The 19,156-nt window shown below is 63.8% G+C and carries 20 protein-coding genes; 10 read left to right on the top strand and 10 right to left on the bottom strand.

Going from position 1 to position 19,156, the window contains the following annotated elements; genetic code table 11:
* The coding region (locus C1D09_RS03105) for an NAD-glutamate dehydrogenase (protein WP_143972938.1) at positions 1-3,713 on the bottom strand (3,713 nt) is incomplete at its 3' end.
* 136 nt (positions 3,714-3,849) lie between these two features.
* On the opposite strand from C1D09_RS03105, the gene C1D09_RS03110 reads away from it, so the two are divergent.
* Both C1D09_RS03110 and C1D09_RS03115 read left to right on the top strand, forming a co-directional pair.
* On the top strand, positions 3,850-4,413 hold the full coding sequence (locus C1D09_RS03110; protein ID WP_143972939.1) for a peroxidase-related enzyme: 564 nt from the start codon (positions 3,850-3,852) through the stop codon (positions 4,411-4,413).
* 132 nt (positions 4,414-4,545) lie between these two features.
* Complete coding sequence (locus C1D09_RS03115; protein ID WP_143972940.1) at positions 4,546-4,872, top strand: YciI family protein; 327 nt, start codon at positions 4,546-4,548, stop codon at positions 4,870-4,872.
* 21 nt (positions 4,873-4,893) lie between these two features.
* Here C1D09_RS03115 and C1D09_RS03120 read toward each other — a convergent pair whose 3' ends face one another.
* Positions 4,894-5,508 carry a LysE family translocator gene (locus C1D09_RS03120; RefSeq protein WP_143972941.1) on the bottom strand — a complete coding sequence of 205 codons (615 nt, stop codon included), beginning with the start codon at positions 5,506-5,508 and terminating at the stop codon, positions 4,894-4,896.
* A 210-nt stretch (positions 5,509-5,718) separates the two neighbouring features.
* On the opposite strand from C1D09_RS03120, the gene C1D09_RS03125 reads away from it, so the two are divergent.
* Both C1D09_RS03125 and C1D09_RS03130 read left to right on the top strand, forming a co-directional pair.
* Positions 5,719-6,504, top strand: coding sequence for an alkaline phosphatase family protein (locus tag C1D09_RS03125; protein WP_246135639.1), 786 nt, complete (start codon positions 5,719-5,721; stop codon positions 6,502-6,504).
* A 388-nt stretch (positions 6,505-6,892) separates the two neighbouring features.
* Positions 6,893-7,519, top strand: a complete 627-nt coding sequence (locus C1D09_RS03130; RefSeq protein ID WP_143972943.1) for a DUF1062 domain-containing protein — start codon at positions 6,893-6,895, stop codon at positions 7,517-7,519.
* Between the two features lie 60 nt (positions 7,520-7,579).
* Here C1D09_RS03130 and typA read toward each other — a convergent pair whose 3' ends face one another.
* On the bottom strand, positions 7,580-9,409 hold the full coding sequence (typA, locus tag C1D09_RS03135) for a translational GTPase TypA (protein ID WP_143972944.1): 1,830 nt from the start codon (positions 9,407-9,409) through the stop codon (positions 7,580-7,582).
* Between the two features lie 142 nt (positions 9,410-9,551).
* Between typA and C1D09_RS03140 the strand changes: the two genes are divergently transcribed.
* Positions 9,552-9,890, top strand: a complete 339-nt coding sequence (locus tag C1D09_RS03140; protein ID WP_143972945.1) for a hypothetical protein — start codon at positions 9,552-9,554, stop codon at positions 9,888-9,890.
* Between the two features lie 197 nt (positions 9,891-10,087).
* Here C1D09_RS03140 and C1D09_RS03145 read toward each other — a convergent pair whose 3' ends face one another.
* The gene (locus C1D09_RS03145; RefSeq protein WP_167514459.1) at positions 10,088-11,371 is read right to left on the bottom strand and encodes an MFS transporter; all 1,284 of its coding nucleotides are present in this window, start codon (positions 11,369-11,371) and stop codon (positions 10,088-10,090) included.
* 74 nt (positions 11,372-11,445) lie between these two features.
* Here C1D09_RS03145 and C1D09_RS03150 point away from each other — a divergent pair, with 74 nt between their 5' ends.
* Positions 11,446-12,063 (top strand): TetR/AcrR family transcriptional regulator, encoded by a 618-nt coding sequence (locus C1D09_RS03150; RefSeq protein ID WP_143972947.1) that lies wholly within the window; start codon positions 11,446-11,448, stop codon positions 12,061-12,063.
* Between the two features lie 43 nt (positions 12,064-12,106).
* Entirely contained in the window at positions 12,107-12,700 is a 594-nt protein-coding gene (locus C1D09_RS03155) for a hypothetical protein (RefSeq protein ID WP_143972948.1), read from the top strand.
* A 110-nt stretch (positions 12,701-12,810) separates the two neighbouring features.
* Here the strand turns inward: C1D09_RS03155 and ppa are convergent, their stop codons facing one another.
* The 6 genes from ppa to C1D09_RS03185 form a co-directional block, all read right to left on the bottom strand.
* The gene (ppa, locus tag C1D09_RS03160) at positions 12,811-13,344 is read right to left on the bottom strand and encodes an inorganic diphosphatase (RefSeq protein WP_143972949.1); all 534 of its coding nucleotides are present in this window, start codon (positions 13,342-13,344) and stop codon (positions 12,811-12,813) included.
* Between the two features lie 200 nt (positions 13,345-13,544).
* Positions 13,545-14,051: a GNAT family N-acetyltransferase gene (locus tag C1D09_RS03165; protein ID WP_010912199.1), complete on the bottom strand. Its 507-nt coding sequence runs from the start codon at positions 14,049-14,051 to the stop codon at positions 13,545-13,547.
* Positions 14,052-14,294: 243 nt separating this feature from the next.
* Positions 14,295-14,933, bottom strand: a complete 639-nt coding sequence (locus C1D09_RS03170; protein ID WP_143972950.1) for a TPM domain-containing protein — start codon at positions 14,931-14,933, stop codon at positions 14,295-14,297.
* A gap of 4 nt (positions 14,934-14,937) precedes the next feature.
* Positions 14,938-15,816, bottom strand: coding sequence for a TPM domain-containing protein (locus C1D09_RS03175; protein ID WP_143972951.1), 879 nt, complete (start codon positions 15,814-15,816; stop codon positions 14,938-14,940).
* Positions 15,817-15,820: 4 nt separating this feature from the next.
* Positions 15,821-16,642 (bottom strand): TPM domain-containing protein, encoded by an 822-nt coding sequence (locus tag C1D09_RS03180; protein ID WP_425463398.1) that lies wholly within the window; start codon positions 16,640-16,642, stop codon positions 15,821-15,823.
* Positions 16,643-16,663: 21 nt separating this feature from the next.
* Positions 16,664-17,302, bottom strand: a complete 639-nt coding sequence (locus C1D09_RS03185) for a LemA family protein (RefSeq protein ID WP_143972953.1) — start codon at positions 17,300-17,302, stop codon at positions 16,664-16,666.
* Between the two features lie 163 nt (positions 17,303-17,465).
* Here C1D09_RS03185 and C1D09_RS03190 point away from each other — a divergent pair, with 163 nt between their 5' ends.
* From C1D09_RS03190 to C1D09_RS03200, 3 genes are all read left to right on the top strand, one after another.
* Complete coding sequence (locus C1D09_RS03190) at positions 17,466-17,717, top strand: hypothetical protein (protein ID WP_143972954.1); 252 nt, start codon at positions 17,466-17,468, stop codon at positions 17,715-17,717.
* Positions 17,718-17,732: 15 nt separating this feature from the next.
* Positions 17,733-18,617, top strand: coding sequence for a pyridoxal kinase PdxY (gene pdxY, locus C1D09_RS03195; RefSeq protein WP_143972955.1), 885 nt, complete (start codon positions 17,733-17,735; stop codon positions 18,615-18,617).
* Positions 18,614-19,156: DUF429 domain-containing protein (locus C1D09_RS03200; protein ID WP_246135640.1), on the top strand; the 543-nt coding region annotated here is incomplete at its 3' end. The genes pdxY and C1D09_RS03200, both read left to right, overlap by 4 nt.

The following is a 19,156-nucleotide window of genomic DNA, read 5'->3' on the forward strand; positions in this document are numbered from 1 at the left end:
GACATGAACCGGGCCTGGTGCGCAATGTCGGCAAGGCCGCGCTTGCGGGCGATCGAAAGCGCCAGCGTCTGCTGGTAGTTGTTGGAGAGCACCAGCCCGCCGACCTCGCCGGTCATCTCGGCCAGCAGCTTGTTGCGGGCCGGGCGCGTCAGCGATCCCTTGCGCATGGCCGACGCCAGCGCGATCTTGATGTTGACCTCGACGTCGGAGCAGTTGACGCCGCCCGAATTGTCGATGGCATCGGAATTGCAGCGGCCGCCATTCATGCCGAACTCGATGCGGGCGCGCTGCGTGACGCCGAGATTGGCGCCCTCGCCGATCACTCTGGCGCGCACGTCGAGCGCGGTGATGCGAATGGCATCATTGGCGCGGTCGCCGACCTCGGCATTGGTTTCCGTGGAGGCCCTGAGATAGGTGCCGATGCCGCCGAACCACAGGAGGTCGACCGGCGCCTTGAGGATGGCGGTCATGATCTCGACCGGCGTGGCGGTCGTCTTGGTCAGGCCGATCGCCGCCGCGGCCGCCGCCGGCAAGGTAATCGACTTCTGGCTGCGCGAAACGATGATGCCGCCTTCCGACAGCTTCGTCTTGTCATAATCCTGCCAGCTCGAACGCGGCAGCGCGAACATGCGCTCGCGCTCGGCCATCGAGGCCGCCATGTCGGGATCGGGATCGATGAAGATGTCGCGATGGTCGAAGGCGGCGATCAGCCTTGTCTGCGGCGACAACAGCATGCCATTGCCGAACACGTCGCCCGACATGTCGCCGACGCCGACGACGGTGAAAGGCGAGGTCTGGATGTCGCGGTTGATCTCGCGGAAATGCCGCTTTACCGCTTCCCAGGCGCCCTTGGCGGTGATGCCCATCTTCTTGTGGTCATAGCCGGCCGAGCCGCCGCTGGCGAAGGCATCGTCGAGCCAGAAGCCATGCTTCTCGGAGATGGCGTTGGCGGTGTCGGAGAAGGTCGCCGTGCCCTTGTCGGCGGCAACGACGAAATAGGGATCGTCCTGGTCGCGGCGCACCACCCCGGCCGGCGGAATAACACCGTCCAGCCCGATATTGTCGGTGATCGACAAAAGGCTTGAGACGAAATTCTTGTAGGCCGAGGTGCCGGCCTCGAAAATCGCGTCCCGGCCGCCGCCCGCCGGCAGGCGTTTGGGGAAGAAGCCCCCCTTGGCGCCGACCGGCACGATGACGGCGTTCTTGACCTGCTGCGCCTTGACCAGGCCGAGCACCTCGGTGCGGTAGTCCTGGGCGCGGTCCGACCAGCGCAGGCCGCCGCGCGCCACCGGGCCGAACCGCAGATGCACGCCCTCGACCTCGGAACCATAGACGAAGATCTCTCGCCATGGCCGTGGCGCCGGCAATCCCTCGATCGCCTGCGAGTCGAGCTTGATCGCCAGCGACTGGCCCTTTTCGTTCGTATCGGCAACGAAATGATTGGTGCGCAGCGAGGCCTCGATCAGATTGAGGTAGCGGCGGATGATGGTGTCGTCGTCGATGTTCGGCACATCTTCCAGCGCATCCCTGATCTTGGCCTTCAGGTGCCTTGCCGCCACCACGCCCTCGGTTTCCGCCGTCGGGCCGAGCCTGGCGATGAACAGCGCGTGCAGGCCGCGCGCGATCTCCGGATAGCGATTGAGGGCGGCGGCGATGAAATCCTGGCTTTGCGGAATGCCTACCTGCTGCAGATAGCGGCCATAGGCGCGCAGGATGGTAATTTCGCCGGACCACAGGCCGGCGGTCTGGGCGAGGCCATTATAGCCGTCATTGTCGACGTCACCGCGCCACACCGACAGGAAGGCGTCCTCGAACAGCGCGCCGCCATCGGTCAGGTCGATCGGCTTGCCGTAGCTGTTCTCCAGTTCCATGTCGTGGATGAAGACCATGCCGGGCCGATCACCGTTGATCATGCCGGACTGGTCGTCGCCGACCTCGAAGGTGCGCTCGCTGATGACGCGGAAGCCGATGTTTTCCAGCACCGGCACACGCCGCGACAGCGCCACCGGGCTGCCGTGGTGATAGATCTTCAGCGCCGCCTGGTGCGGCTTCTGCTCGGCATGGCGGTAATAGTCGATGGCGATCGGATTGGCGACGCTGATCCTGGCGATACGCCCGGCATCGGCCAGCGCCACGGCCGGCGAGAAACTATCGCGATAGCTTTCGGAAAACCGTGCGGCGATCGCCGTCCGTACGGGATCGGCTCCAGTCTCGGCCGCTGTTTCCCGAAGCGCGTCCTCCCAGGTGCGGACGATGTCGCGGATCGCTTCCTCGATCGTCACCTGCTCGATTTTCGGCGTCTTGCCGCCGGAGCGGCCGATGATGAAATGCACCCGCGCCAGCCCGCCTTCCGGAAAGGCCGGATAGTAGGCTGACAACCGCCCCTCGAACGCCGTTTTCAGATAGGCGCCGATCTTCTCGCGCACCACGCTGTCGTAACGGTCGCGCGGCACGAAGACGAGGATCGAGACAAAGCGGTCGAACTGGTCGGCACGCACCAGCGCCCTGACGCGGGGACGCTCCACCAGGCCCAGAATAGCTTCGGCGTGCTTGCGCAGGATCGGCACCGGGACCTGGAACAGTTCATCGCGCGGATAGCTCTCCAGCACGTTGATCAGCGCCTTGCCCGAATGATCACCCGGATTGAAACCGGATTTGGCAATGATGGTTTCGGCCTTCGACCGCAGATACGGTATCTTCATCACCGAGCGCGTGTAGGCGGTCGAGGTGAACAGGCCGACGATCCGCAGTTCGCCCGACAGCACGCCCTTGGCGGTGTAGGTCTTGACGCCGATGTAGTCGAGATAGATGCGGCGGTGCACGGAAGACTTGGCATTGGCCTTGGTGACGATCAGCGGCTCCGGCCCATGCAGGAAGGCGCGAATCTCGGGCGTGGTGGTGACTGCTTCGGTGCCGCGCCGCAGCACCAGCACATCGGGATCGGACAGGATGCCGAGGCCGGGCTTGTCAGCGCGGTCCAGCATGCCGCTCTTTTCGCTGCCGGTGTATTTGAACTCGCGCATGCCGAGGAAGGTGAAGTTGTCGTCCCGCAACCATTCGAGGAAGGCTATCGCCTCGGTGACGCTGGTCTTGTCGAGTGGCACCGGCGAGTAGCGGAATTCGGAGATCGCCTGGTCGAGGCGGGCCAGCATCGGCTTCCAGTCCGTCACGGCGGCGCGCACCTGGCCGAGCAGCTTCTTCAGTCGACCGGCCAAGGCTTCAGCCTGGTCGGGCGGCAGGCGGCCGATATGGACATGAATCACGCTCAGTCGGTCAGTGCCGGTGTCGCCCTTCGCGTGGCCGCCGTCACCGAGGATTTCCTCGACGCCGCCCTTGCCGTGCCTGACGACGATGACCGGATGGGTAACCAGCAAAGGCTCGCCGGCGCCGTCGGTGATCTCGCCAAGGACGGAATCGAACAGGAACGGCATGTTGTCGTTGACGACGGTGATCACCGTCACCGGGCGGCCTTGGCGAACGACCCCGGAATCGACATCTATGGCGACGACGCAATCGCCCTTTTTATGTCTGGCGACAGCGCGCCCGGCGAGATCGGCGGCACGCACGAGATCGGCGACGTCATAGGCGGCAATGTCTTCGGCAGGAGCTCGAGCCAGCAGATAGTCGGCGAGCTTGCCGGACCTGTCTTCCGCCTTTGTCGCCCTCTTTCCCGCGCTCTTTCTTGGCGGATTTGCGGTTTTTGGACTGGCCATGACGCTATTCCCTCCCGTCGAATGCTTTTACGGCTATCGTAGCAGATGACCGCTGTTTGGCGACAAAGGTTTGACGGCTTGCCGCGAATTATCGGAATTCGGCGGCAAGCCATCATCCAACGAGGAGAAACGACATATGACCGGCAAAATTTCAGCGCTTGATCTGGCGTCGGGAGAGCCGAGCGAGCCGACAAAGGCCTATTTCGCCAAATGCGAGGAAAAGCTCGGCCTGGTTCCCAACGTGCTCAAGGCCTATGCCTTCGATGACAGGAAACTGCGCGCCTTCACCGACATGTACAACGACCTGATGCTGGGCGAGTCCGGCTTGTCGAAGCTGGAGCGGGAGATGATCGCCGTTGCAGTCTCCTCCATCAACCATTGCTACTACTGCCTGACCGCGCACGGCGCCGCGGTGCGCCAGCTGTCGGGCGACCCGGCGCTCGGTGAGATGATGGTGATGAATTTCCGCGCCGCCACGCTTTCGCCGAGGCAGAGCTCGATGCTGGAATTCGCCGCCAAGCTGACCGAGGAGCCGGCCAAGATCGTCGAGGCCGACCGGGCGGCATTGCGCAAGGCCGGCTTCAGCGACCGCGACATCTGGGACATCGCCTCGACCGCGGCCTTCTTCAACATGTCGAACCGGGTGGCCGCGGCCATCGACATGCGGCCGAACGAAGAATACCACGCCATGGCGCGCTGAGGCTCGGCAGAAGGCCAACCGCCTAATATTAGTCATCTCTCATTTCCGTTGCGTGTTTGCCGGTTTGGTCCGATGATCGGCGGGCGGCATGACCGCATGCCGGTTCCGTGCCGCTTATCATGGGAGGAGAACATGGCGAAGTTTCTCTATGTCTATCACGGCTCCGGCAAGATGCCGACGACCGAAACCGAGCGAAAGGCGATGACCGACGCCTGGACAGGCTGGTTTGGAAAGCTCGGCTCGGCCGTTGTCGATCCAGGCAATCCAGTCGGCATGTCGAAGACCGTCCTGCCTGGCGGCAAGATAGAAAACAACGGCGGCAGCAACCCGACCGGCGGCTACTCGATCATCGAGGCCAGGGACATCGACGATGCCGCCGAGAAGGCCAAAGGCTGCCCGATGCTGGCCATGCCGAACTGCAACGTCGAGATCGCGCCGATCATCAATATGATGGCCTGACGCCTCGCCCCACGATCATGCTCAAGACCGCGCCGCGATCGCCGCGGCGGCGCCGGCCATCGTGGTGGCGCTGAGGCGGTTGGCGATCTTCATGGCGCGCTTGCTCTTCAGCAGCTTGCGCGCCTGTGAGGCGGCGAGCACCCAGGCGAGATCGATGGCGATCAAAACCACCGCCATGGTCGCCGTCAGCTCGACCCAGCCGACGATGCTGACCGAGGCCAGGTCGATGATGGTCGGCAGCAGCGCCAGGTAGAACATCATGATCTTGGGGTTGCCAAGCGTCACCGCCATGCCGGCTAAGAACAGCTTCGCCGGCGAATCCTCACGTGGCATCTCGCCTTCCTTGGCATCCACAGGCGCCGTCCACATTCTCCAGGCGAGGTAAGCGAGATAGGCGACGCCGATCCACTTCACGACAACAAAGGCGAAGTGAAAAGTCTGCGCCACCACGGCCAGGCCGAACACTGCCAGCGACAGCCAGATCCCCTCGCCGATCCACATGGCAAGCAGGAACGGGAACACGTCGCGAAAGCCCTTGGCGATGACGCGCGCCACCAGTGCCGCGATCGACGGACCGGGCGAGCCGGCGGCAACGCACAAGGCGGCGGCGAAGATCAGCAGCGAGGTGAGCTGCATGGCAGTGCCCTCCAACGGTTGAAGGGGCGGACGATATCCGATCGACATCGCCGCTTGCAACCTCTGCGGCAGCGGATCTCGGACTGGCTCCGCGTTTGGCCATGCCCTTGACTGCCATGCCCGACATGCGGTCAGGTTGATCTTGCCGAGCAGGCGGGAGGAGGCGTTTTCGTGATTGTGCAAAGGCGCGCGGTCGTTCGACGGTTCTCCATGCTGGCTGTCCTGGTGGCCATCATCGCGCTTGGCGGAGTGCCCCAGGCGGACGCATCGCCGAGAAGGCCGCCGAAATATGATCACGTGGTTGTCGTGATAATGGAGAATCACAGCTTCGAACAGATTTCCCTGGCGAGGCGAAGCGCCCCCTACCTGAACAGGCTGGCAAGAGGCGGCGCGCTGTTCGAGCAATCCTATGGGGTTGCTCACCCCAGCCAACCCAATTACCTCGCGCTGTTCAGCGGCTTGACACAAGACGTCCATGACGATGGCTTGCACAGCTTGGCCGGGCCGAACCTCGCCGCTCGTCTTCGGGCTCACGGCAAGACGTTTGCGGGCTATGTCGACGCCGGATCGCCGCGGAAGCACAATCCATGGGAGTCGTTTGCGGATACGAAGGGATTTGAGAGGTCTTTGGCCCAATTCCCTCGCGACTATGCAAAGCTACCATCCGTTAGCTTCGTAATCCCCAATCTCGAGAATGACATGCATGATGGCACGGTAAAGGCGGCTGACACCTGGCTGAAAAACCGACTTGGAGGTTATGCCGTCTGGTCGAAGAAAAACCGCAGCCTTCTGATCGTGACGTTCGACGAGGACGACTTCCATACAGCGAACCACATCTTCACCGTATTCTACGGATTTGGAATTGAACGAGGGCGTTACGCTGAAAAGATCGATCACTATTCGGTCCTGCGAACCATTGAAGACATAGAGAGCGTACCGCCGCTGGGCACCAGCGCCATCAGATCGGTGATCGCGAGCGGTTGGAACCGACGCTAGTTTCCCGCCGGACGTCTCCAAATGCTCGTCCCCGAGTAAAGTCGGAAGCCATCATTCGTTCGAGGTTATGCCTCCCTTGCGGTCCTCATTGCCTGCGGCTAGAAGACCCGCCGCGAAACATTTTCGAGCTTCACTTTGCCTCAGTAACCGCCGGTCTCGTCAACGCCCCCGACACACTCGCATGGCGCCGCATCCGCGGTGCCCGTTTTCATGTTATCGTGTTCCTCTGGGCGGCGGTTCGAGACCGGTTTGGCACTGCTGAACCGCTGTCGCGCGCTTCCCGCCAGCGACACCTGACCATCTCCGCAGCCTACCGCCACGCCGCGCCCGCATGGGCAGCTCGATCGTGCCGACCTGATGAACTTCCCGACGGGAAGGGCTTATCGGCATGTCCGGCACTTTGCGCCTCCACTGGGCGATCGCGCCCGAAATCGCACCTCAACCGCTGATCAACTGCAATCGCTGCGGCAGCGTGAAGGCCTATCGCTGCAGCGGAAAATTCCGCGTCAACGCCAATGGCAAGCGCATCGACGTGTGGCTCATCTATCGCTGCATCGACTGCGACAACTCCTGGAATTTCGGCATTTTCGAACGCCGCAACCGCCGCGACATCGAACCGGCATTGCTGCAGGCGCTCGAAAGCAACGACCCGGGACTGGCGCGGCGCCATGCCTTCGACGTCGTTGCCCTGCGCAACCAGGTCGGACGTGTCGAGGAGTTTCCCGATGTCGTCGTGCACAAGCGGTTGCTAGGCGGCGCCAGGGACAGCGCGGCGGCGCTGGAACTCCGGCTTGGGCTGGAAATGCCGACATCGCTGCGGCTTGATCGTCTGCTTGCCAATGAACTCGGCATCTCGCGCTCGCGGCTCCAGGCGCTGGAGGAACAGCGCCTGCTGGTCGTCGATCCGGACGGCGCCAAAGCCTTGCGCAAGCCGGCCCGCACGGGAACCGCGATCCGGATCGACCTATCCGGCGAGCCGGATCAAGAAGCCATCATCAGAGCTGCCGGCGGGTAAACGAGAGAGGGGCGAAGCATCTGGTGCTTCGCCCCTCTCGGAAATCGTCGAAAGAAAAAACTATGCCGCGCCGACTGCCTTGGACGACTTCTCGAAACGCTTGCGTTCGTTGGGGTCGAGATAGAGCTTGCGCAGCCGAATGGTCTTCGGCGTTACTTCGACCAGTTCGTCGTCCTGGATCCAGGCCAGCGCGCGTTCCAGCGTCATGCGGATCGGCGGAGTGAGCTTGACCGCCTCGTCCTTGCCGGCGGCGCGGATGTTGGTCAGCTTCTTTCCCTTCAGCACGTTCACTTCGAGGTCGTTGTCGCGGGAGTGGATGCCGATGATCATGCCCTGATAGACCTTGACGCCCGGGTCGATGACCATCGGGCCGCGGTCTTCCAGGTTCCACATGGCGTAGGCAACCGATTCGCCCTGCTCGTTGGAGATCAGCACGCCGTTGGTGCGCCCGGGCAATTCCCCCTTGTAGGGCTCGTAGGCATGGAACAGCCGGTTCATCACGGCGGTGCCGCGCGTGTCGGTCAGCAGTTCCGACTGGTAGCCGATCAGGCCGCGCGTCGGCGCGTGGAAGACGATGCGCTGGCGGTTGCCGCCGGAGGGGCGCAGTTCGACCATCTCGGCCTTGCGCTCTGACATCTTCTGCACGACCACGCCGGCATGTTCCTCATCGACGTCGATGACGACTTCCTCGACCGGCTCCAGCAATTCGCCGTTCTCGCCCCTCTGCATGACGACGCGCGGCCGCGACACGGCGATTTCAAAGCCTTCGCGGCGCATCGTCTCGATCAGCACGGCCAGCTGCAATTCGCCACGGCCGGAAACGAAGAACGAATCCTTGTCGGGCGATTCCTCGATCTTCAGCGCGACATTGCCTTCGGCTTCGCGCAGCAGGCGGTCGCGGATGACACGGCTGGTCACCTTGTCGCCCTCGGTGCCGGCGAGCGGGCTGTCATTGACCAGGAAGGACATGGTCACGGTCGGCGGATCGATCGGCTGCGCATGCAGCGCCTCGGTCACCGCCGGGTCGCAGAACGTGTCGGCGACGGTACCCTTGGACAGGCCGGCGATGGCGACAATGTCGCCCGCCTGGGCTTCTTCGATCGGCTGGCGTTCGAGGCCGCGGAAGGCCAGGATCTTCGAGATGCGGCCGGTTTCGATCTGGGTGCCGTCATGGTGCAGGACCTTGACCGCCTGGTTGGCTTTCAGCGTGCCGGATTCGATACGGCCGGTGATGATGCGGCCGAGGAAGGGGTTGGCTTCCAGGATGGTGCCGATCATGCGGAACGGACCGGGATGGACGGTCGGCGCCGGCACATGCTTGATGACGAGATCGAACAACGGCGCAAGCTGCTGGTCCTTGGGACCTTCCGGATTTTCCGAAACCCAGCCATCGCGGCCCGAACCGTAGAGGATCGGGAAGTCGAGCTGCTCGTCGGTGGCGTCGAGTGCTGCGAACAGGTCGAAAACCTCGTTGACCACCTCGACATGGCGGGCGTCCGGGCGGTCGATCTTGTTGATGACGACGATCGGCTTCAGGCCGACCTTGAGCGCCTTGCCGACGACGAATTTGGTCTGCGGCATCGGGCCCTCGGCGGCGTCGACCAGCACGATGGCCGAATCCACCATCGACAGGATGCGCTCGACCTCGCCGCCGAAATCGGCGTGGCCGGGGGTGTCGACGATGTTGATGCGGGTGTCCTTCCAGTCGACCGAGGTCGCCTTGGCCAGGATGGTGATGCCGCGCTCCTTTTCCAGGTCGTTGGAATCCATGGCGCGCTCGGCGACGCGCTGATTGTCGCGGAAGGAGCCGGACTGCTTCAAAAGCTGGTCGACAAGGGTGGTCTTTCCATGGTCGACGTGCGCGATGATCGCGATATTGCGGAGTTTCATGTTTGGGTCTCGGAAGCGTTGCAGGCAGCAGGCCAAAGGCGCTGCCTCTTTCGGTTGCGCGGCTCATACAGGGTTTTTCGCAGTTGCGAAAGGGGAAGCGCGACACCAAATACTCATCAAATCTTAAGCATCTGCGTGTGAGATGATTTTGTTAACCAAGGCGGGAACCTTTCGGGGCCCGGGCAGTTCGACCGACATGACCGATAAACTCAACCGATTTTGGCCGCTCATCGCTTCGGTGGCCTTTGCCTTGCTGCTGGCGGCCAACGCCGCGCAGTCGGCTGCCGCGACCCAGAAGGGCGCGCGCGCCGTTGCGCAGTTAGACACACAGACCGCCCAGCAGGCCTTTTCCGATGCGCCCGACGGCGTTGACCCGATGGTGACGGGACCGGTCAGCGCCGCCTTCAAGCAGCGCCAGGACGCCGCCAACTGCGACAGGGCCGTGTGGCCGAACATTCCGATGGTCTGCTACCCGGATTGAGACGCCTGGCATCTGTCCTAGCACACTGAGGTGTGTCGAGATTGAGGTCAGGCCGAGCCGCAGTCGAAGACGGTCGCAAAGCGATTAAACAAGGTGGGCTTGCGAGAACCGGAGCGGAGCGAACTTTTCGTACGTGAGCACCGGAAGCGCAGGAAGACGCTATTCGCAAGCCGGCCTCACCTGAATATCGAAACACCTCAAGCCGGCTGTGGCTCCGGGTCGAAAGCCGGCCGGCTGGTGTTGATCAGCAGCGAAATGCAGGCCGCCGCGATGGCCGTCATGCCGGCGATGAGGAAGGCCAGTTCGTAATTTCCCTGCAGCTCGCGCATCGTGCCGCCGAACGCGGCCGCTGCCGCGGCGCCCACCTGATGACCGGCGACGATCCAGCCGAACACGATCGGGCCGCTGCGGTCGCCAAACGCCTCGTTGGCGAGCCGCAGCGTCGGCGGCACGGTGGCGATCCAGTCGAGGCCGTAGAGCACGGCGAAGATGATCAGGCTGGTCGCCGAAAAGCCGGAATAGGGCAGGTAGATCAGCGACAGGCCTCGGATGGCATAGTAGACGCCGAGCAGCTTGCGCGGATCGAAACGGTCGGTGAGCCAGCCCGAGAGCGTCGTGCCGATCAGGTCGAAAATGCCCATCATCGACAACAGGCCGGCGGCCTGCACTTCGCCGATGCCCATGTCGCCGCAGAAGGCGATCAGATGCGTGCCGACCAGCCCGTTGGTGGTGAAGCCGCAGACGAAGAAGGTGGCGAACAGGTACCAGAACACCCGAGTGCCGGCGGCGCGGCGCAGCGTGTTCAGCGTATGCGCCAGGAAATTGCCCTGTGATGCCGGTGGCACTGGCGGCACGTCGTCGGCTTCGGCGCCATAGCGCACCATGCCGATCGAGGCCGGACGCTCCGGCACCAGCAGCCAGACCAGCGGCAGCAGACAGGCCGTGGCGACCGCGACGGCGATGGCGACCGGCTTCCAGCCGCCCGATTGCGCCAGCGAGGCGAGCAGCGGCAGGAACACCAGCAGGCCGGTGGCGCTGGACGCCGACATCAATCCCATGACCAGGCCGCGATTGGTCTTGAACCACCGATTGACGATGGTGGCTCCAAGCACGCTGGCGACAGCGCCGGAGCCGATGCCCGAGAAGACGCCCCAGGTGATGAAGAGATGCCAGGGCTTGGTCATCAGCAGGCTGAGAGCGGTCGAACCCGACATCACCACCAGTGATGCGATCAGCGTGCGGCGCAGCCCGATCCGTTCCATCAACGCGGCGGCGAACGGACCCGTCAGACCATAGAGCAGAATGCCGACGCCGGCCGCCAGCGAGATGACATCGCGCCGCCAGCCGAAGCTGTTTTCCAGCGGCAGCATCATGACGGCGGGCGCCGAACGCAACCCGGCGGCGATCAGAAGGCAAAGGAAGATCACAGCGACCACCACGAAGGCGTAGCGCTGGCCAAACGGACGGGATTGAGCTATCATGTTACTGACCGGTACGTTGCAAGATAGGAGCATGTATACGTACCGATCGGTAACATTGTCAATCGAGTCCCATGATGCCAGCCGACAAAAATATTGAACTGTCCATCAACGACGATCATGCATCGGCGCCGCCGAAGGCGGCCAAGAAGATCCTCGACGTGGCGTATGACCTTTTCTACCGGCGCGGCATCAGGGCGATCGGCGTCGACGAGATCGTCAAACGCGCCGGCGTCACCAAGCCCAGTCTCTACCGCAGCTTCCCTTCCAAGGACGAGTTGGCCGCTTCCTATCTTCGGCAATACGATCTTGAATATTGGGAGCGTTTCGACGAGGCGGTCAAAGCCCATCCGGGCGACCCGCGCGCGCAGATCAAGGCTTTCCTGACCCGCATCGGCAAGCGCACGCAAGTGGCGGACTATCGCGGCTGCGGCATGACCAACGCGGCAGTCGAGTATCCCGATCACAGCCATCCGGCCCGCGTGGTGAGCGAAGCCAACAAGCAGGAACTGCGCCGCCGGCTGCGCGCCATGGCCGGCGCGATGGGCGCGCAAGACGCCGACACGCTGGGTGACGGGCTGCTGCTTTTGATCGAAGGCGCCTATATCAGCGGCCAGCTGTTCGGCCTCGGCGGCCCCGCGCAGTCGGTGGCGACGAACGCCGATTTGCTGATCGAAGCGAGCTTGAAGAAATAGCGTTTGGCGATACGTTGCTCCGGCCTAGCTGGAGATTGTCGTCATGCGTGCCATTCTGATCCCGCTTGCGCTTGCCGGCCTGTGTCAGATGGCTCGTGCCGGCGACATATCGAGCGCCTATACCGATCTCGACTCAGACAAGGATTGCGTGACCTATGCGCAGGCCGCAGAAGGCGATGGCGACTGGGCCGATCTCGCCTGTTCGGGCTATCGCGGCTATCCAGTGCTCATCGCCTATGACGACGCCCGTGAATCGCTGTTCTACGGTTTTCCGCCCGCCGGCGACATGACGTCCGTCTGGGAGAGTTTTTCAGGCTTCAATTCGTCCGCGGCCAAGGTTGAATGGCGCATCGAAACCACTGGCGACAAGGCCGTGCCCTTCGCGGTCATCCACCGCCGCACGGTCAGCAATGCCGAGGATCAGAACAAATCGACCGACGTGCTGCTTGTCGCCAAGGTCGGCCAGATGGACGCCCGACAAAGCTGCACGGTCGGCCTCGTGCTGGCCACCGGCAATCCGCAAGCCAACGACCAGGCGCGAAAACTCGCCGACGAGAAGGCGCGAACCTTCGCCTGCGGCAAGGACCGGCACACCGTCATCGGCAACGTCCCGGCTTTCGGCCGGGTGGATAACTGACCGGTCAGAGCAATTCCCTGAAAAGTGCGAAGCGGTTTTTCGTCCGCAATTGCGTCAAACAGAAACTCAGACCGGTTTGCCGTTTCTGTGAAACGGCGGACCGCTCTCAGCTACTTGCTCTTCTTCGCCCGTTCGATCGCGTCGACGATCATCTTCTTGGCATATTTGGAATCGTGCCAGCCTTCGATCTTGACCCATTTGCCGGGCTCGAGATCCTTGTAGTGCTCGAAGAAGTGCTGCACCTGCTGCAGCGTGATGTCGGGCAGCTGCGTATACTCGGTAACGCTCTCGTAACGCAGCGTCAGCTTGGGCGACGGCACGGCAATGACCTTCTCGTCCTGGCCGGCATTGTCTTCCATGATCAAGACGCCGATCGGCCTGACATTGATGACGCAGCCCGGCACCAGCGCGCGCGTGTTGCAGACCAGCACGTCGATCGGATCACCGTCGCCCGACAGCGTGTGCGGCACGAAGCCGTAATTGCCGGGATAGCGCATCGAGGTGTGCAGGAAGCGGTCGACGAACAGCGTGCCCGCCTCCTTGTCCATCTCATACTTGATCGGCTCGCCGCCGATCGGCACTTCGATGATGACGTTGACGTCTTCTGGCGGATTCTTTCCGGTGGCTATGGCTTCAATGCGCATGGACTTGTCCCTCTCTCGGTTGGCAGGAGATAGCGGGCGGCACACAATGGCGCAATGCGGCGAATGGTGCTGGGGAACGTCTGGCGGGACGTGGTGGCGTCACACGTGTTCAATCATCGGCACAAGATGTTTCAGCGTCGTGATTTCACGGGGGATCGCACCACGTGCCGGCCTTGCTTTGCGCGGTCATCCCTCGGCGGTTATTCCCAGACGAAGGCGACCTTCTTCAGCGCTTTCTGCTCGAAGATCTCGACACCCTCGGCGACATCGCGCCCGCCGGCGCCGGCATAGAAGGCCAGCGCGTTCTGGTTGTCTTCCAGCGCCCACACCACCATTCCCTTCAGGCCATGGTCGGCAAGACGCGCCCGGGCCGCCGAAAACAGCCGCCGGCCAAGACCGATGCCCTGATATTCCGGGCGCAGGTACAATTCGTAGATCTCGCCCTGCTGCTTGAGTTCGCGGGCGCGATTCTTGCCGATCGTCGCATAGCCGGCGATGGTGCCGCCGATCTCGACGACCAGCACGGTGGCGGCGCGGCGAATCGCATTCGCCCACCAGTCCGCGCCGCGGCGGTTGATCATCGAGGTCAGGGTGCGGTGTGGAATGATGCCGGAATAGGCGCCGCGCCAGGCTTCCAGATGCACTTCGGCAATAGCGCCTGCATCGCGCGGGTCGGCTTTCCGTATGTCGATCGTCAGCGTATTCATGATTTGTTAACCATAAACCCGCATCGCCCGATTGCAAGAGTCCGGGCGACCCGCCGGCTGCTTTCTCACAGCCGATCCTGACATCGCCGAGGTTGCAAAAGCCCGCCTGAAAACGCACTCAGCCGAAGCGGATAGGGTGGCTTTCCGAGAACCAGGGCGCAGCGGACTTTTTGTGCCCGGGAGCTTCGCAAGCACCGAAAGCCGCGTCAGGCGGCGGCTGAGCAGCGTTTGCAGGCGGGCTCTTCAGATTTCGACCAGATGGTCGTCGAGCTCGTTGGTATCGCCAGACGTGACCGGGAAATGCTCGGCCAGCACCGCCCCCACCTGCTCGATCGCCTTGACGAAACCGTCGGCAAGCCGGTCGTCGCCGGCATGCGCCGTCAGATCACGCACCACGCCGTCCCAGACATGCTGGCCGACCTTGGCGTCGATGCCCGAATCGGCGGCCACCTCGGCATAGCGCTCTGCGATCGAGACGAAGACCAGCACGCCGGTGCGCGCCGTGGTGCGATGGACGTTGCGGGCGAGAAACTGCTTGGTCGCATTGGCGTGCGCCGCCTGATAGCGCATCCGCCGCGGCACCATATGGATGCGCAGGCCGGGAACAGCCCATAACAGGGCCAGCACGCAGGCCAGCGCCAGCAATTGGGCAATGACGAAATGCGGCAGGCGCATGCTGAGCCACCATGCCTCCAGCCCGTAGGCGACGGCGAGGCTGACGATCAGCATGCCTAGCGTCGCCATCAACGCGGCGGGAGCGAAATAGCCGTCGCTGGCACGCGCGACGACGCAGTAGATCTCGCCGTCGGTCTTGGCTTCGGCGGCGCGGATCGCGTCGGCGATGCGCTCATGATCCTGCGGGCTGATCGGTCGTGTTGCCATTGTCTCACCAGCTTCCTGAAGAACCGCCACCACCGGACGAGCCGCCGCCGCCCGAAAATCCGCCGCCGCTTGACCCGGACGACCAGCCGCTGGAACTGCCCGACGACCAGCCACCACCCGAGGACCCCGTCGTCCAGCCGCTGCTGCCGGCCGATCCGCCTGGGCCTCGGCCGTAGCGAAACGTCATGCCCAGCCATCTATACACGCCCGGCGACAGCTTGGTGCCGAACATCGGCGGCAGGAACGCCATCGCCAGGCCGCCGAAGAACAACGTCGCCCACAGGATCAGGAACACCGCGACGATCGGGTCTATTGGGGTGCTGCCGTCGGCGGGATTGCGCTGGCCGCGCGCTTCCAGCTCCTCCGGATGACCTTCGAGCACCATGATCATGTCGTCGACGGCCTTTGAGATGCCGCCGGAGAAATCGCCGGCGCGGAACGCCGGCACCATGTCGTTTTCGATGATCAGCTTGGTGTGCAGGTCGGTCAGCGTGCCTTCCAGCCCGTAGCCGACCTCGATGCGCATCTTTCGGTCGTTCTTGGCGACCAGCAGAAGCACGCCGTTGTTCTCCTTGGCCTGGCCGAGCTTCCAGAAGCGGAACAACCGGTTGGCGTAAGGCTCGATCTCCTCGCCGCCGAGGCTGGGGATGGTGGCGACGACGATCTGGTCGGAGCCCTTTGTCTCGAAATCGGCGAGCTTCTGCGTCAGCGCCGCTCTGGTGCCGGCATCGATGATGCCAGCATTGTCCACGACGCGGCCGGTGAGGGCCGGCAGTTCCGCAGCGAAAACCGCGAAGCAGGACAGCAGCAGCGCCAGAACGGCCAGGACAACGTGGAACGTCGGGTTGGAAGGGTCGGGCCTCGGCAGGCGGCGTGTCGTCATGCCGTCACCAGCTTCCCGAGGAGCCGCCGCCGCCGGACGAACCGCCGCCGCCGGAAAAGCCACCGCCGCCCGACGACCAACCGCCGCCGGAACTGCCGGAGGACCAGCCGCCACCTGAGGAGCGCCGGCCGGGCTCGAAGGTCATGCCGAGCCAGCGATAGCGGCCGGGTCCAAGCTTCTTGCCGAAGATCGGCGGCAGGATGGAGGCGGCGATGCTGCCGAAGAAGATGATCGCCCAGATGCCGATGAAAATGGCGAAGAACAGGTTGTCGGAATTGAAGGGCGCCTGCTGGTTGCGCTGGCCGCGCGCTTCCAGTTCCTCCGGATGACCTTCGAGCACCATGATCATGTCGTCGACGGCCTTTGAGATGCCGCCGGAGAAATCGCCGGCGCGGAACGCCGGTACCATGTCGTTTTCGATGATCAGCTTGGTGTGCAGGTCGGTCAGCGTGCCTTCCAGCCCGTAGCCGACCTCGATGCGCATCTTTCGGTCGTTCTTGGCGACCAGCAGAAGCACGCCGTTGTTCTCCTTGGCCTGGCCGAGCTTCCAGAAGCGGAACAACCGGTTGGCGTAAGGCTCGATCTCCTCGCCGCCGAGGCTGGGGATGGTGGCGACGACGATCTGGTCGGAGCCCTTTGTCTCGAAATCGGCGAGCTTCTGCGTCAGCGCCGCTCTGGTGCCGGCATCGATGATGCCGGCATTGTCGACGACGCGGCCGGTGAGCGCCGGCAGTTCCGCGGCGACGGCCACGAACGGAAGCGCCAGGACGAAGAGCGCAACAGCGACAAGGCGACCCAGATGTCGTCCCTCATCGATCTGCAAGATCACGGCGCTTGACTCCGGCTTTCACCCGCCCTGCTTCGTGCCGAAATCGACCTTCGGCGGCTGCATCTTGTCTTCGTCGACGGTGAAGTTGGCGAAGGGTTCGTTGCTGCGGAACCAGAACGTGGCCCACAGTACCGACGGGAAGGTCTTCAGCGTCAGATTATAGTCCCTGACCGCCTGGATGTAGTCGCGCCGCGCCACGGCGATGCGGTTTTCCGTTCCCTCGAGTTGCGCCTGCAACGCGAGAAAATTCTGGTTGGCCTTGAGGTCGGGATAGGCCTCCGACACCGCGATCAGCCGCGACAGCGCACTGGTCAGCCCGGCCTGGGCATCCTGGAACTTCTTGAGGGCTTCGGGATCCTTCAGCGTTTCCGGCGTCACCGTGATCTGCGTGGCCTTGGCGCGCGCCTCGACCACCGCATCCAGCGTGTCCTTTTCATGCGAGGCATAGCCTTTGACCGTCTCGACCAGATTGGGGATGAGGTCGGCGCGGCGCTGGTACTGGTTCAGCACCTCGCTCCAAGCCGCCCTGGCGTTTTCCTCCGCTGTCGGGATGGTGTTGTAGCCGCAGCCGGCAAGCAGCGGCAGCACGATTGCCATCATCAGGAAGGCGGGCAGCGTGCGGAATGGCAATGATCGAGCAAGGCGCTGGGCGAGCATGATGGGGTCCCTCGATAGAAGTTGCATGCGAAGCATTACCACAATCAGCGCGCAAGAAAACGGCCTCGGTCCGCGGACCAGCGACGGCATCCATTGTGCTGCCGCAAGGCCCTGTGATTGGCGCCGCGAACGCGATAAGGTCCGGTCGAAACGGGATATCATCATGGCGCAACGCCAGGACAGCGATAGGGAATCGCGCCGCATCCTCGAGCGTGTCGCGCGGGAGACCGATCCGGCCGGCACCTCCTTCGTGGCGCGGACGAAGAAAGGCGTGCGCGACCATGTCTCCGCCGCCGACGCCGACCGCACCGACCCGATCGAGGTATGGGGCACGCGCATTGGCAGGATACTCGGCCTGCTTCTGGCGCTGGGCCTGATGGTCTGGCTCGTGCTTTTCCTCACCCGGGGCAGCTAGGAATCAAAAAAAGCAATGAGTGCCGATAAACCCGACGCGCCGCGTGCGGTCATCGTCATTTCCAGCCATGTCGCCCGTGGCTCGGTCGGCAATCGCGCCGCCGTCTTTGCTTTGGAAACCCTGGGCTTTCCCGTCTGGGCGGTGCCGACGGTCATCCTGCCCTGGCATCCCGGCCATGGGCGGGCAACGCGCATCGTGCCGCCGCTCGACCAGTTCCAGGCGCTGATGGCCGATCTCGAGCGCGCGCCATGGCTCGGCGAGGTCGGCGCGGTGCTGTCGGGCTATCTCGGCGAGGCCGGCCAGGCCGAGGCCGTCGCCTCGCTGGTCGCCGCCGTCAAGGCCAGGACGTCCGACGCCGTCTATATCTGCGATCCGGTGATGGGCGATTCCGGCGGCCTCTATGTGCCCGAGCCAACGGCCGCCGCCATGCGCGACCGGCTGATGCCGATCGCCGACATCGCCACGCCCAACCGCTACGAGCTGGAGTGGATGGCCGGCGCGCCGCTGCCCGATCTGAAATCGGTGATCGCGGCCGCGCTCCACGCCGGGCCGTCGACGATGCTGGTCACCTCGGCGCAGTCGATGATGATTGGCGGCACCGGCAATCTGCTGCTGGACGGCACCCAGGCGCTGCTGGCCGAACATCGCCTGATCGACAGGCCGCCGAACGGCCTGGGTGATCTGACGGCGGCCGTCTACCTCGCCCGCATCCTTTCCGGCCAACCGCCGATCAAGGCGCTACAATCGACCACCGCGGCGGTCTACGAGATCCTGGCGCGCACGGCAAAGCGCGGCGGCGACGAGCTCCAGCTCGAAACCGACGCCCAGAGCCTGTCGCACCCGATGGCCATGGTGCAGCTGCGCCATCTCACGCATCCGGGGCGGGACCGCCGGGCGTGACTCCGGCCGGGGTCATGGTGGTCGGCGCCGATGGCTGCAAGGCCGGCTGGATCACCGTGCGGTGCGAGCCCGGCTCAGTGCCCTCGGCTGAAATCTTCGCCAGTTTCGCGGCGCTGCTCGCGGCAACTCCCGGCGATGCGATTGTCACCGTCGACATGCCGATCGGCCTGCCCGAATTCTCCAGCAAGGGCGGCCGCGGACCGGAGACGCTCGTCAGGCCGCTGCTTGGCGCGCGCCAGTCCAGCGTCTTTTCGATCCCGTCCCGCGCCGCGCTCTACGCCGACACGAGCGACTTCACCACCGCCGACGCCTGGTACGCCGCGCATCGCAGGGCAAGCGAGGTGGCAAGGGCCACATCCGACCCGCCGCGCGGCGTCTCCATCCAGGCCTTCGGCATCTTTTCGAAGATCCGCGAGATCGACGCGCTCCTGATCGCGCGGCCCGACCTGCGCGGCCGCGTCTTCGAATCGCATCCCGAAGTCGCCTTCTGTCGGCTGAATGGTGACCGGGCAATGCTGCTGCCGAAGAAGATCAAGGGT

The sequence above is a fragment of the Mesorhizobium intechi genome, assembly GCF_002879535.1.
Taxonomy (GTDB): Bacteria; Pseudomonadota; Alphaproteobacteria; order Rhizobiales; family Rhizobiaceae; genus Mesorhizobium; species Mesorhizobium intechi.